The 12,868-nt window shown below is 71.6% G+C and carries 16 protein-coding genes; 11 read left to right on the top strand and 5 right to left on the bottom strand.

Annotated elements, in window-relative coordinates; all coding sequences use genetic code 11:
- Positions 1-63 precede the first annotated feature (63 nt).
- From ACFV9H_RS22030 to ACFV9H_RS22020, 3 genes are all read left to right on the top strand, one after another.
- Positions 64-360, top strand: coding sequence for a phosphopantetheine-binding protein (locus ACFV9H_RS22030; protein ID WP_385400749.1), 297 nt, complete (start codon positions 64-66; stop codon positions 358-360).
- Complete coding sequence (locus ACFV9H_RS22025; RefSeq protein WP_385400748.1) at positions 360-1,301, top strand: NAD(P)-dependent oxidoreductase; 942 nt, start codon at positions 360-362, stop codon at positions 1,299-1,301. Before ACFV9H_RS22030 ends, ACFV9H_RS22025 begins: the two co-directional genes overlap by 1 nt.
- A 113-nt stretch (positions 1,302-1,414) precedes the next feature.
- On the top strand, positions 1,415-2,401 hold the full coding sequence (locus ACFV9H_RS22020; RefSeq protein WP_385400746.1) for a LuxR C-terminal-related transcriptional regulator: 987 nt from the start codon (positions 1,415-1,417) through the stop codon (positions 2,399-2,401).
- Positions 2,402-2,426: 25 nt separating this feature from the next.
- Here the strand turns inward: ACFV9H_RS22020 and ACFV9H_RS22015 are convergent, their stop codons facing one another.
- Complete coding sequence (locus ACFV9H_RS22015) at positions 2,427-3,089, bottom strand: TetR/AcrR family transcriptional regulator (RefSeq protein ID WP_385400744.1); 663 nt, start codon at positions 3,087-3,089, stop codon at positions 2,427-2,429.
- A 76-nt stretch (positions 3,090-3,165) separates the two neighbouring features.
- Here ACFV9H_RS22015 and ACFV9H_RS22010 point away from each other — a divergent pair, with 76 nt between their 5' ends.
- Together ACFV9H_RS22010 and ACFV9H_RS22005 are read left to right on the top strand one after the other, a co-directional pair.
- A complete protein-coding gene (locus ACFV9H_RS22010) occupies positions 3,166-3,858 on the top strand; it encodes an NAD(P)-dependent oxidoreductase (RefSeq protein ID WP_385400741.1) in 693 nt (230 codons plus the stop codon).
- Positions 3,855-4,259, top strand: coding sequence for a pyridoxamine 5'-phosphate oxidase family protein (locus tag ACFV9H_RS22005; RefSeq protein ID WP_385400739.1), 405 nt, complete (start codon positions 3,855-3,857; stop codon positions 4,257-4,259). Before ACFV9H_RS22010 ends, ACFV9H_RS22005 begins: the two co-directional genes overlap by 4 nt.
- A gap of 102 nt (positions 4,260-4,361) precedes the next feature.
- Here ACFV9H_RS22005 and ACFV9H_RS22000 read toward each other — a convergent pair whose 3' ends face one another.
- Both ACFV9H_RS22000 and ACFV9H_RS21995 read right to left on the bottom strand, forming a co-directional pair.
- Positions 4,362-4,664, bottom strand: coding sequence for a hypothetical protein (locus ACFV9H_RS22000; protein ID WP_385400737.1), 303 nt, complete (start codon positions 4,662-4,664; stop codon positions 4,362-4,364).
- A complete protein-coding gene (locus ACFV9H_RS21995) occupies positions 4,661-4,867 on the bottom strand; it encodes a hypothetical protein (protein ID WP_385400734.1) in 207 nt (68 codons plus the stop codon). The genes ACFV9H_RS22000 and ACFV9H_RS21995 overlap by 4 nt, the downstream gene beginning before the upstream one ends.
- Before the next feature lie 425 nt (positions 4,868-5,292).
- Between ACFV9H_RS21995 and ACFV9H_RS21990 the strand changes: the two genes are divergently transcribed.
- Positions 5,293-6,792, top strand: a complete 1,500-nt coding sequence (locus ACFV9H_RS21990) for an FUSC family protein (protein ID WP_385400732.1) — start codon at positions 5,293-5,295, stop codon at positions 6,790-6,792.
- Between the two features lie 41 nt (positions 6,793-6,833).
- Here the strand turns inward: ACFV9H_RS21990 and ACFV9H_RS21985 are convergent, their stop codons facing one another.
- Complete coding sequence (locus ACFV9H_RS21985; RefSeq protein ID WP_385400730.1) at positions 6,834-7,997, bottom strand: agmatine deiminase family protein; 1,164 nt, start codon at positions 7,995-7,997, stop codon at positions 6,834-6,836.
- 192 nt (positions 7,998-8,189) lie between these two features.
- Positions 8,190-8,783 carry a TetR/AcrR family transcriptional regulator gene (locus ACFV9H_RS21980; RefSeq protein ID WP_385400727.1) on the bottom strand — a complete coding sequence of 198 codons (594 nt, stop codon included), beginning with the start codon at positions 8,781-8,783 and terminating at the stop codon, positions 8,190-8,192.
- Between the two features lie 309 nt (positions 8,784-9,092).
- Here ACFV9H_RS21980 and ACFV9H_RS21975 point away from each other — a divergent pair, with 309 nt between their 5' ends.
- The 5 genes from ACFV9H_RS21975 to ACFV9H_RS21955 form a co-directional block, all read left to right on the top strand.
- Entirely contained in the window at positions 9,093-9,554 is a 462-nt protein-coding gene (locus ACFV9H_RS21975) for a protein kinase (RefSeq protein WP_385400725.1), read from the top strand.
- Positions 9,446-9,859, top strand: a complete 414-nt coding sequence (locus ACFV9H_RS21970; RefSeq protein WP_385400870.1) for a hypothetical protein — start codon at positions 9,446-9,448, stop codon at positions 9,857-9,859. The genes ACFV9H_RS21975 and ACFV9H_RS21970 overlap by 109 nt, the downstream gene beginning before the upstream one ends.
- Positions 9,860-10,289: 430 nt before the next feature.
- Positions 10,290-10,868, top strand: a complete 579-nt coding sequence (locus ACFV9H_RS21965; protein WP_385400723.1) for a TetR/AcrR family transcriptional regulator — start codon at positions 10,290-10,292, stop codon at positions 10,866-10,868.
- 292 nt (positions 10,869-11,160) lie between these two features.
- Positions 11,161-11,865 (top strand): urease subunit gamma, encoded by a 705-nt coding sequence (gene ureA, locus ACFV9H_RS21960; protein WP_385400720.1) that lies wholly within the window; start codon positions 11,161-11,163, stop codon positions 11,863-11,865.
- Positions 11,862-12,868, top strand: a 1,007-nt coding sequence (locus tag ACFV9H_RS21955; protein WP_385400717.1) for an urease subunit alpha, incomplete at its 3' end; no start/stop codon positions are given. The genes ureA and ACFV9H_RS21955, both read left to right, overlap by 4 nt.

Genomic DNA, 12,868 nt, shown 5'->3' with positions numbered 1-12,868 from the left:
GCCGCCCCTCGATCGTTCCGTTCACCGCACACCCGTATGGCAAACATCCCCTTGGAGGAACTCATGGACGACCGCCTGCTGTTCACCGACGCGCCCGCAGTGCCCGCCGCCGACGAGACCGAGGCCGCGCTGGTCCGGCTTTGGGAGGAGGCGCTCCAGGTCCGGCCGATCGGCCGGGAGGACAACTTCTTCGAGCTGGGCGGCACCTCGATGCTCGCGGTGCGGATCTGTGCCGGGGTGGAGCGGGTCACCGGTACCCGACCCTCCGTCCGCGAGCTGTTCGACGCCGACACGCTGGCCGACTTCGCCCTGCACATCGGCGCGCCGGCCCCGGGCCGCGTCCTGGTGACGGCCGCCTGATGGCCCGCGTACTGATGGTGGATCCGATCCACCCCGACGCGCTCCACGACCTGCGCCGGCGCTACCAGGTGGCCCTGCACCCCAAGCCCACGCCCGGGCAGCTCGTCTCGCTCGCCCGGACCGCGGACGCCCTGGTCCTGCGGGCCGGGGTGCGGGTGACGGAGGAGGTGATCGCCGCCGCGCCCCGGCTGCGTACGGTGATCCGGGCGGGGGTCGGGCTCGACAACATCGACCTCGCGGCGGCCGCCCGGGCCGGCGTGGAGGTGCGCAACGTACCCGGAGGGTCCAGCGACGCGGTGGCCGAGCTGGCACTCGGCCTGATGCTCGCGGTGTGCCGCCGGATCGTGGTGGGGGACCGGCACACCCGGTCCACCGTCTGGCACAAGCAGGGCCTGATGGGCAGTGAGCTGCGGGGCAAGACGCTCGGGCTGATCGGCTTCGGCGGTATCGGGTCGCGGATCGCCTCGCTGGCCCAGGGCTTCGGCATGGAGGTGATCGTGTCGGTCGCCCGCCCGGGGCAGGACCGGGCACGGCAGCTGGCCGAGCGCGGCATCCGGCTCGTCGCACTGGACGACCTGCTGCCCGCGGCGGACGTGGTGTGCCTGTCCGTGCCGCTGACGGCGGACACCCGGGGCCTGATCGGCCGCGCGGAACTGGCCCTGATGAAGCCGGACTCGTACCTGGTGAACGTGGCCCGCGGCGGCACCGTGGACGAGGAGGCACTGCTGGAGGCGCTGCGCTCCGGGGCGCTCGCGGGGGCGGCGACCGACGTGCTCGCGAGCGAGGGCGCGCCGACCGAATTGGCGGCGCTGGACAACGTGGTGCTGACCCCGCACATCGGGGCCCTGACCCAGGAGGCCCAGCGGCGCATCGGGGAACGGGTCGTCGAGCTGTTGGACGAGGCACTGGCACCGCTGGAGCGGCTCAAGCTCACGGCCTGACGGGCTCCGCCTGGCGAGGCTTACTTCCACGATGCGAAAATACTTATCCAAAAACAGCCCCCTGCGGTAGCATGCCGCCTGAATTCTCAGACGTGCCAGGGGGGGAGCGCATCGTGAGTTTGATGAGTCTGGGGCTGAGCCGCGGCGAGGAAACCGTCTACCGGCACTTCCTGCGCGCGCCTGATCTCGGTCCCGAATCGGTGGGCGAGAAGCTGGGGATGAGCCGGGACGAAGCGGACTCCGTCCTGCGGAGCCTGTGCAGCTACAAGCTGGTACGGGAAGCCGGCGAAGGGCAGTGGGTGGCCATCGACCCGGCCCTCGGGATAGAGCGCCTGATCGAGCAGCGGCTGGGGGAGCTGAACGAGCAGCTGAGGCTGGTCTCCTCGGCCCGCTCGCTCATCCCGGAGCTGGTGGAGGAGGCGCGCGCGGCGGAGCGTACGGAGACCCCGGCGGGCGGGATCGAGCGGATCGACGGACTCGCCGAGATCCGGGCCCGGCTGGACGACCTCGCCTTCTTCGCCCGCGAGGAGATGTGCGCTCTCCAGCCCGACGGACCGCTCACACCGGCCTTCATCGAGGCCGCCCGCCCCCTCGACCTCCGATGTATCAGGCGCGGGGTCACCCTTCGGACGGTGGTTCTGCGCACAGCCCTGGAAGACCCCGCCACCTGCGGCTATCTGTACGAGATGGCCGATCTGGGGGCCGAATTCAGAGTGGTCGACAAGGTCATGGACCGAATGGTCATCTACGACCGCGCCACGGCCGTCGTGCCGCTCGACCCGTCCGACAGCGCCCGAGGGGCGCTCCTGGTCCGCCAGAGCGGACTCGTCTCCAACATGGTCGCCCTCTTCGAGAAGGTGTGGACCTCGGCGGAAGCGCTGCCCGGCAGGAACGGGGGCGAGAGCTCCGACGGCATCACCGAGACCGACCGCGAGGTGTTGACCCTGCTCTCCCGCTTCGACAAGGACGAGGTCGCGGCCCGCGAGATGGGCATCTCCATCCGCACCTTCCGACGGCACGTGGCCGACCTGATGCTGCGTCTGGGGGCCTCGAACCGCTTCCAGGCGGCGATGCTCGCCAAGGACCGCGGCTGGATGTAACGGCGCGTCCGCTACGGCACGTCCCCTACGGCCCGGTCCTGTACGCCCGGCCCGGCGAGCCCCGACGGCCGGCTCCGGCGACCGCCGCGGCGGCCGCGGTGCGCGGCCTCGGTGCCAGTGCCGCGCGCAGTGCCGGGGTGAGGACTCGGCGGGCCTCGGCCGGGGTGAGGGCGGCCGGGGTGGGGAGCGGGTTGAGGTAGCGGGTGTAGATGAGACCACCGAGGACCGTCACGACGGCCGTGGCGCGGGCGGTCGCGTCCCGGCCGCCCAGAAATTCAACAAGCCGGGCCAGCAGCTCGTGTTCCAGGTACTCGCGGAGCACCTCGGCGGCTTCGTCGCCCTGAAGGGTGAGCCGGCGGAAGTCGGCGTCCTCCCACAGCCCCGTCACCGCGTCGATCAGGCGGTCGGGGAGGGTGGCCGGGTCGCCGCCGAGCACCTCGTCCACCGCCAGCGCATTGGCGCACTGGACCTGCATCACGTCCGCGAACAGGCCCTTCTTCGAACCGAAGTGGTACGCGATCAACGCCGGGTCGACCCCGGCGGCCCCGGCGACCGCGCGCAGGGTGGTGCCCCGGTAGCCGCGCTCCAGGAACAGCGCACGGGCCGCCGAGACGATCGACTCGCGGGTCGGCGGGTTCCCGCGGGGGCGGCCTCGGGAGCGGCCGGGGGCAGGGGCGGCGTTATTCATCAGCGTTGAGCCTGCGTTCCGTGATCGGCACAGTCAAGGGCGTTCCGGAAATCACACGGAGGGATGACCCGACATCATGCGTATCGCAGTCTTCGGCGCCAACGGACCGACCGGCCGCCGGCTCACCGAACAAGCCCTCGCCGCCGGCCACCAGGTCGTCGCCGTGACCCGCCGCCCCGGCTCCATCCCCGCGCGGCCCGGCCTCACCGTCGCCGTAGCCGACGCCACCGACCCGGCGGCGGTCGACACCGCCATCCAGGGGACGGACGCCGTCCTCTCGGCGCTGGGGGCGCGCTTCAGCAAGGAGACCATCACCACCTACTCCGCGAGCGCCACCGCCATCACCGGGGCCATGGCCCGCCAGGGCGTCAAGCGGCTGCTCGCCGTCAGCTCCAGCATCGCCGACCCGAACTGGCGCCCCACCGGCGCGCACTTCTTCAACCACGTGCTCGACCCGCTGGTGAACCGGCGCCTCGGCCGCACGCTCCACGAGGACATGCGCCGCATGGAGGCCGTGATCCGTCGTACGGACCTCGACTGGACCCTCGTCCGTCCCTCGGGCCTCTTCGAGCACCCCGTCGTCACGGACTACGAGACCGCCGAGACCAGCGCCGACGGCGTCTTCACCGCCCGCGCCGACCTCGCCGCGAGCATGGTGCGCGAGCTGGAGGAGCGACGGTACGTCCGTACGGCCATGGGCGTCATCACCACGGCCGTGAAACCGAACATCGCCAAGCTGATCTGGAACGAGGGCGTGAAGAAGAAGTGAGCCGGGCATCGGTGGATCTCGCCTCCGCCGCGAGGGCGTTCCTGACGCGCCCCCACCCGGCCACCTTCACCACCCTGCGCCCCGACGGCACCCCGCACGTCACTCCCGTCCGCTTCACCTACGACGCGACCACCGGCCTGGCCCGGGTGACCACCCGGGCGGGAGCCCGCAAGGCCCGGAACGTCGACGCGGCCGGCCCGGCGGCGCGAGTCGCGCTCTGCCAGGTGGACGGCTTCCGATGGATCACCCTCGAAGGCCCCGCCACCGTCACCGACGAACCCTCCCGGCTGGCCGAGGCCGTCCGCCGCTACACCGTCCGCTACCGGGCGGCCCCGCCGACCCCGCCGGACCTCGCCGTCGTCGAGATCGCGGTGGACCGCGTCCTGAGCCTCAACCTCTGAGGCCGAAAAGGTCGAAAAGGCCGAAAAAAGGGCCTGTCCACTGCATCCAGTGGATCAGGCCCTGCTCCGTACACCCACGCGCCGTACTCCCGCCCCGCGCCCTCACCCGACCTCGCGGCACGCCAGGAACTCCCAGCCGTCCATGGCGGGGTCGCTCAGGGCTCGGCGGGCCTCGGCGCAGGCGCGTCGCACCGGTACGTCCCGTTCCCGCGAGAACCGCAGCACGATCGAAAGCCCGTCGTCCGTCAGACCGTGGAATTCCGCCTGCCACGCGGCGGGCAGCAGCGCGATCCAGCGGACCACGCTCAGCGGGGCGCCCTCGGCGATGGCCGGAGAGCCGGCGCGCGCCACCAGCTCGATCTGCCGGCTGCGAACCGGGGCGCGGTGTTCCAGGCCGGCGGTCACTGCCAGCCGTTCTCGGTCTTGTCCAGCGGGGCGACCTGCCAGCCGTTCTCCGCGAGGACGACGGTGGAGGTCGTCGACTGCCACCCGTTCTCGGCCTGCGCGGCCGACCCGTCGGCGCCCGTCACCACGCCCAGGGCGAGGGCGGTACAGAGGCCGATCAGGATCGTGGCGGCCTTGGCGCGGGTGGTGAGCTGGGCGTTCATGATTTCCTCCGAGTGGGTTGTCGTGCTGGCGACAAGAAGAAATCTGTCATCCGCCGGGGCCCGCTCCAATGGGCCGCGGCGCCAGCAAACTGCCGCCGGGGCTGCAGTTTGCTGCCACCCGCCCTCGGGGGCCCCGGTCCGGAGCCCCCGGGAGCAGCAGGTCCGTTGGCGTGGCCTGGCCGAAGATCCCACGTCCCCATTGGGCCAATGGCCCAGTCATTCGGTGCCGGGTTGAGCCATTGCCCCCTACATGCTTATCTGTGTCGTATCCATGTATCTACGGCGCCGCGCAGCGCCGGACCGGCAACGAGGCCGGACCGGACCGCGGTGCCTTCGTCGTGTCCGTACGCCTCCCACCACCCCAGGGCGGCCGACGGGCCCGGCGCGCACCATCGCAAGGGGGGCGGCACACCGCCGTGAAGAGGATGTTCGTTGCTCCGGATCCGGGGCGCACGAGGCTGAAGAACTCGGCTCGCGCGGTGATCGGCGTCGCCGCCGCCGTGGCCCTCGCCGAACTGTGCGGTCTCTCCCTCACCGCCTCCATCACCGGGGGACTGGCGGCCCTGCTCGCCCTCTTCACCGTGCTCGACCCGAAGGTGTCGGCCCAGCGCGTCACCACCGCCCTGCTGCCCGTCGCCGGATTCCCGGTCCTGGCGCTGGCCACCACCCTGCACGGAGTGCCCCTCGCCCGCGACGCCGCGTTCCTCGCCGTCGTCTTCGTCGGGGTCTACGCCCGCCGCTGGGGGCCGCGCGGGCACGCCCTCGGCATCTTCGGCTTCATGATGTTCTTCGTCACCCAGTTCCTGCACGCCGTGCCCGCGCAGCTGCCCGAGCTGTTCGCCGCCGTCGGGCTGGCGCTCCTCGCCTCCGGGGCCGTGCGCTTCGTACTGTGGCCCATCGAGCGGCGTACCCCGCCGCCCGCGGCCCCGCCCGGGCTGCCGGGCACCGGGCTCGCGCGGCCCACCACCCGGCAGGCCTTCCAGGCCACCGCCGCCTGTGCCTTCGCGCTCGCCATCGGCCAGGCGCTCTCCGAGGACCGCTGGTACTGGGCGGTCGGCACCGCCTGGTGGATCTTCGTCAACACCACCTCCCGCGGCGAGACCCTCGTACGCGGCTTCCGCCGGGTCCTCGGCACCGTCCTCGGCATCGCCGCCGGCCTGCTGATCGCCGTACCGCTGCACGGAGCACCGGCGCCCACCGCCGTACTCGTCGCCGTGTGCGTCTTCGGGATCTTCTACACCGCGGCGCCCTCGTACTCCTGGATGATGTTCTTCGTGACCGTCATGGCCGGGCTGCTCTACGGCCTCCTCGGGGTCCTGCACCCCGGTCTGCTGCTCCTGCGGTTCCAGGAGACCGCGATCGGCGCGCTCGGGGCCGCCCTCGCCGTGGTCCTCATCCTGCCGGTCACCACCCACGCCACCAACGACGCCTGGATCCAGCGCGCGCTGCGCTGCGTCCACGCGGCGACCGCCGAAGCCACCGCCCGGCTGGCCGGTTCCCCGACCGCCGATCCCGCGCCGCACGCGGCCGAGCTGGAGGTGCTGCTGGCCCGCGTCCGGATGGCACTCGCCCCGCTCGTGCACCCGCTCAGCCCGTTCCGGGGGCGCAAGGCACGCGCCGGACAGGTCATCGCGCTGCTGGACGACTGCGCCCGCGAGGTGCGCGGCCTCGCGGCGGTCGCCGCCGACCCGGACGCGAGCCACGACGCCCGCCTCGCGGCAGCCTGCTGGCGCGTCGAGGCGGCCGTGGAGGCGCTGACCGCGGACGAGAGGAAACGCCACGCGCACACCGCGGCGCCCGACACGGTCCCGCGACCTGCCGCCACCGAACCCGCACTCGCCCACTTGCACGGCCTCGAACAGGCGCTCGCCGAACTCGCCGGGCCGCTGCGCAGCTCCCGGCACTCTCCCCTGGTCGATGCCTGACCTCGACTCGACGGGCACTCCGACAGCCGCCGGCCCTGCCGTCAGTCGGCGGGCTTGCCGGGCTCGTCATGGGTGGAGCAGTGGATGCCGCCGCCGCCCGAGGCGATCGTGTCGATCTCGACCGGCACGATGTCGCGCTTGGGGAAGTGCTCCTGAAGGATTCCCCGTGCCCGGTCGTCGGCCTTGGCGTCGCCGAAGCGGGGCATGAACACGGAGTCGTTGGCGACGTAGAAATTGGCGTACGTCGACACGAAGTCGTCGCCGCGGCCCGTGATCCTGTCCGGGTCGGGCTGAGGCAGATCGATGACCTCCAGGCGCCGTCCCCGAGCGTCGGTCGCCTGGGTGAGGACGGACTTTGCCTGGTCGGCCGAGCGGGACCAGGAATCGGCGGGCATGCCGGGGAACGCCTTGTCGAGGAGGACCACACCGGGCGCCGTGAACCGCACGAGGCTGTCGACGTGCGCGTCGGTGATGTCCTCGCCGCGTACGCCGGCCAGCCAGATGACCTTCTCGATGCCCAGGGTCTGCTTGAGCTCGGCCTCGATCTGGTCCCGGGTCTTGCCGCGGTTGCGGTTGTCGTTGACGATCGAGCTCTCCGTGACCAGGAGGGTGCCCTCGCCGTCGGTCTCGAAGGAGCCTCCCTCGGCGACCAGCGGCGCCTGGGTGCGCGGGATCTTGTACTTCTCCAGCAGGGTGCGGCCGACCTGGGCGTCGTTCTTGTGCTCCTGCTTGTTTCCCCAGCCGTTGAAGTTGAAGTCGACACCGATCACCTTGCCGCCCTCTTCCACGAACACCGGCACGGTGTCGCGCGCCCACAGGTCGTCGACCTGTAGGGGGATGACCTCGACCTCGGAGCCGCACGCCTTCTGGGCCGCGGCCTGCTGGTCCGGCCGGGCCATCATCACGACGTACTCGTAATCCGCGATCGCCCGTGCCACTCGGGCGATGTCCTCCCGTACGTAGCGCAGGTCCTCCTCCCAGACGGATGCCAGGGCGGGCCAGGACATGAAGGTGCGCGTGTGACTTTCCCACTCGGCACCCAGCCTCCGGGCGTCGGCCGACTTGGCGGCCTGGCCGGTGGCGGGGGAGGAGGAGGCGGGCCGCCCGGACTCACCGGGGCCGCAAGCCGAGGCGCCGAAGACGAACGCGCCGAAGCCGGCGAACGCGCGAAGGGCCGTACGGCGGGAGAGGGCGAGTTTGGACACGGGTGACTCCGATCGTGAACTGGCGGGATGAAGCTATCCGGCGGCGATGGGCGTTGCGGGGACGCGGGGCGCGGAGATCGCAGCCCGGGCCTGGTCGGAGCAGGGGGGGCGTCGGCTTCACCGTGTGAGGGGGCCGGGCTTGCCAGGAGCGGGTGGGGGCGCCTCGTTGCCACTCTTGCATTGACTGAAGTTTCAGTCAATTTTCGGGCGGCTCAGATGCCCCAGCTCCACTTCGACGGCTTCCAGCATGAGTTCACGGGCGTGCGACACGTGCAACACGCCGCTGAGCCAGCGCATGCTGAGTCCTTCGAGCAGTGCGGTCAGCCGTTCGGCGGAGGCCGTGAGCGCGGGGGCGGGTGTCATCGGCTGCGCACACGCGAGCAGGAAGGCGACTTCCTGGACCCAGCTCAGGCCCGCTTTGGCCAGGTCCTCTCGCAGCTCGGGCTCGAAGATCGCGCTGGCGCGCAGTTCGCCCCACGCCGTGCTGTTCTCGCGCACCGCGGCCACGTCCTGGAATTCGAGCAGCAGGGACTGCTCCAGGGTCTTGCGAGGGTCGGACGGGGAGGCGTCCATGTCGTCGAGGCCGCCCGTGTAACGTTCCGCGCGGTCGTTGATGAACTCCAGGGTGCGGCGGAGAATGCCGGCCCGGTCCTTGAAGTGGTAGTAGACGAGCGCTGTGGACACCCCGGCTTCGGCCGCGAGCTCCTCCACGCGCAGCCCGCGGACCCCCCGCCGGGCTATGAGCCGGGCGGCCGCTTCCAAGATCGCCGTTCTGCGGTCCGTCACTGCCTGATCCCTCCTGATGCTCTCGATGGGCATCGTCTCACATTGACTGAATCTTCAGTTAGCGACACGATGCGGTCCAGCCGGCTCGGACCCCCGTGAGATCGGCGGCTACCGCCTCCAGGCCCGGCTGGGCTCGGGCGGTATGGGGGTGGCGTACCTGGCCCACACTCCGGGGGGTCGCCCGATCGCCTTGAAGGCGGTGCGCGCGGACTTTGCCGGAGATCCCGAATTCCGGCGGCGCTTCGCTCGGGAAGTCGCCAGTGCCCGGCGCATCCACGGGCTGTTCATCGCCCAGGTGGCCGTTCGGGGGTGGACGCCCCCACCCCGTGGCTGGCCACCGCCTTCGTGCCCGGCCCGTCCTTGCAGCAGGTGGTGGAGCGCCACGGTCCGCTGTCGGTGCGCACGGTGCTGTTGCTCGTGGCGGGGATCGCCGAGGCGCTCGAGGTCATCCACCGGGCCGGGGTGGTCCACCGGGACCTCAAGCCCGCCAACGTCCTGATCGCCGAGGACGGCCCCCGCGTCATCGACTTCGGGATCGCGCGCGGCCGACGCCACCGCGCTGACCGGTGTCGGACTGCGGATCGGCACCGCCGCGTTCATGGCACCGGAACAGGCGATGGGCCTACAAGTCACACCGAGCGGAGTCGGCCGCCCTCTACGAGGTGGTTCACGAACAGCCCGACCTCTCCAGGGTGCCGTCCGACCTGCACGATCTCCTGTCGTGGTGTCTGTCCAAGCGGGCCGGTGACCGACCCGCGCCGAGTGATCTGATCTCGGCCGTACGGGCCCATCCCGCCGTGGGCCATCGTCTGGAGTTCACCGACGGCTGGCTCCCCCGCCAGGTCGGCAGGGAGATATCCGGGCACGTCGAGCAGGCGGCCCCCGCCCACGACCGGCTCACCCTCACGGCCCCGGCGGCTCCATCTCCGCGCGCCGCGAACAGCGTTCGGTCGGATCCGCCCTCCCGTCGAGCGCGCCGGCGTGGACGCCGACTGCCGGTCATCGCTCTGTCGGCAGTCTCCGCGCTGCTGCCGGCAGGCGCCGCGGCCTACCACCTTGACGTCCCGGACGGGTAGGAGACGGGTTCCCCCGCCGCTCCGGGCGGTCACTCCGAAACGCCCTCCTCGTCGGGCGCCGCCTTCACCGCCGGCTACGCGAACGTCGAACTGACCTCTCCGGAGCCGACCTACGAATTCGATCTCAAGGCCGGAAAGGTGGTCCCGGCGGAGACAGCCACCTGGTACCTGGCGCGCAGCCAGACCGGGTTCGTCGCCCCCGAGGACAGCGACGCCTTCATCGCGGCCGGGGACGAGCTGAGCCCCGCCAGCGCCTGATCGAGGCCGCACCGGGCGGCGGACCCGTCACAGTGGAAATGAGCCACCACCGGAGCACGGGGGGAGACGGAGCCCGAGCCGTCCGCACCCGCTCACCCGTGGTGCGCCCGGGCTCGGTGCGACGCGGAGACCGATTCCGCGTGGTCAGGAGCGGCCGGGTAAGGTTCGCCGCATGGCCCGACGCAAATCCATTCTCGAAGCGGCCGCCCGGGTGATTGCCAGGAGCGGCGTCCGTGGCCTGCGTGTGGAGGAAGTGGCGGCCGAGGCGGGCGTGTCCACCTCGCTGCTCTACTACCACTTCAAGGACCGCACCGGTCTCTTGCGGGCGACGCTCGAGTTCATCAACGACCGGGCCGAGCGCTACACCACGACCCGAGACGCGGACGCGGAACCGCTCAGCCCCCGTGAGGAACTCGCGGAGACCCTCCTCCTGGAACTCCAGGACACCGATGAGGTCCGCGAGAACAGTTCTGCCTGGGGCGAGTTGAGGGCGAGCGCCGTCTTCGACGAGGTGCTGCGGGAGGATCTGGCCCGGGCGACCCTGGTGTGGGTTCAGGAGGTCGCCGCTCTGCTGGGTCAGGTCGAGCCGATGGCCCCGGCGGCCGCCCTGGCCGCGGCCGGTGAGCGGCTCACCGCCCTCCTGGAGGGGCTGAGCATGCGCTGGCTCAGTGGCGGACTCCAGATGACACATGCGCGCACGCTGATGGAAGGCGCGATCGACGCCGAACTGGCGCGACTGCGCCAGAAGTAACCCCGGCTCGGCGCCGTCGCCCCGGGCTTCTACGCACGTGATGACCGAACACGGTGTCCGCACGCCTCGCGTGTTGACTGATTTTTCAGTCAGTGACAGAGTGATGCCACTGCCGGACATGGTGTCCGGCGCCGCACCGCACCCGATGCGAGCCGCGGCCGTATGGGCCGCAGTGCCGCCCTCGCTGCCCCTGCCGTTCGCCCGGTCCACTTCCCGACCGATGCCGGCCCCCTGCCCCGCGACGATCCCCGCGGCGGCCTCCTGCCCACCTTCCGGAGGAAGGAATGAAGCCATGGCACTGACTCCCACCGAGCGTGACCGGCTCCTGCTGTTCACCGCTGCCGAGCTGGCCCGGTCCCGCCGTGCCCGGGGGCTCCGTCTGAACGTCCCCGAGGCGACCGCACTCATCGCGGACACGGTCTGCGAGGCAGCCCGTGACGGCCTGCGCCTCGCTGCCGCCATCGACCGCGGCCGCAGTGTGCTGGGGCCGGACGACGTGCTGCCCGGAGTCGCCGACGTGGTCACCGAGATCCAGGTCGAGGCCGTCTTCGCAGACGGCACGCGTCTGGCCGTGGTCAGCGCCCCGTTCGGAGCCCACCCCTGGGACCCGAGCGCGCCGGGTGCGGTCATCCCGGCCTCGGAGCCCGTACGAGGGCTTCGGCCGGCGGCGACCCTCGCGGTGCGCAACACCGCCACGGTGCCGGTCAGCGTCACTTCCCATTTCCACTTCTTCGAGGCGAACCCGCGCCTCGACTTCGATCGGGCCGCCGCCTACGGGATGCGCCTGGCGGTACCGGCGGGATCCTCCACACGCTTCGAACCCGGCGAGTCCGTGGACGTCGAACTGGTGCCGATGGGCGGTGCCCGGATCGCGATCGGCTTCGCGGGCCTGGTCGACGGACCCCTGGACGCGCCCGGTGCGAAGGGCGAGGCCCTGCGCAGGGCCGCGGCCTGCGGCTACCTGGGTGCCGAGCACGCGCGAGGAGCACGGTCATGAGCAAGCGGACCAGGCACGGCGACCACTGCGGGCCGGGCAGCCGGCACATCGACCCCCACGAGTACGCCACCGTGCACGGTCCTCGCGCCGGCGATCGGGTCCGCCTCGGCGACTCGGGTCTCGTCGTGCGCGTGGAGTCCGATTCGCAACTGCCCGGTGACGAGTTCCTCGCGGGCTTCGGCAAGACGGCCCGTGACGGCCTGCACCTGAAGGCCGCCGCCATCCGCGAGACCTGCGATGTCGTCATCAGCAACGTGCTGGTGATCGACGCGGTCGTCGGCATCCGCAAGGTCTCCATCGGCATCCGCGAGGGTCGTATCCACGCGATCGGTCGGGCCGGCAACCCCGACACCCTCGACGGGGTCGATGTCGTCGTCGGCACCGGTACCTCGATCGTCTCCGGCGAGGGTCTGATCGCCACCGCCGGGGCCGTGGACACGCACGTCCACCTGCTCTCGCCGCGCATCATGGAGGCGTCCCTCGCCTCCGGTGTGACCACGATCATCGGCCAGGAGATCGGGCCGAGTTGGGGCGTCGGCGTCAACTCCCCGTGGGCGCTGAAGCACGGGTTCAACGCCTTCGACGCCTGGCCCGTCAACATCGGCTTCCTGGCTCGCGGTTCCTCCTCCCACGAGGCGCCGCTGGTCGAGGCGCTGGCCGAGGGCGGTGCCTGCGGCTTCAAGGTCCACGAGGACATGGGCGCTCACACCCGTGCCCTGGACACCGCCCTGCGCGTGGCCGAGGAGCACGACGTACAGGTCGCCCTGCACAGCGACGGCCTGAACGAGTGCCTCTCCGTCGAGGACACCCTGCGGGTGCTGGATGGCCGCACCATCCACGCCTTCCACATCGAGGGCTGTGGCGGCGGGCACGTCCCGAACGTGCTGAAGATGGCGGGCGTGCCGAATGTCATCGGCTCCTCCACCAACCCCACCCTGCCCTTCGGCCGGGACGCGGTGGCGGAGCACTACGGCATGATCGTCTCCGTCCACGACCTCAAGCC

The sequence above is a fragment of the Streptomyces sp. NPDC059874 genome (assembly GCF_042731135.1).
Lineage (GTDB): Bacteria > Actinomycetota > Actinomycetes > Streptomycetales > Streptomycetaceae > Streptomyces.
This window is presented reverse-complemented; position numbering and strand designations above follow the sequence as displayed.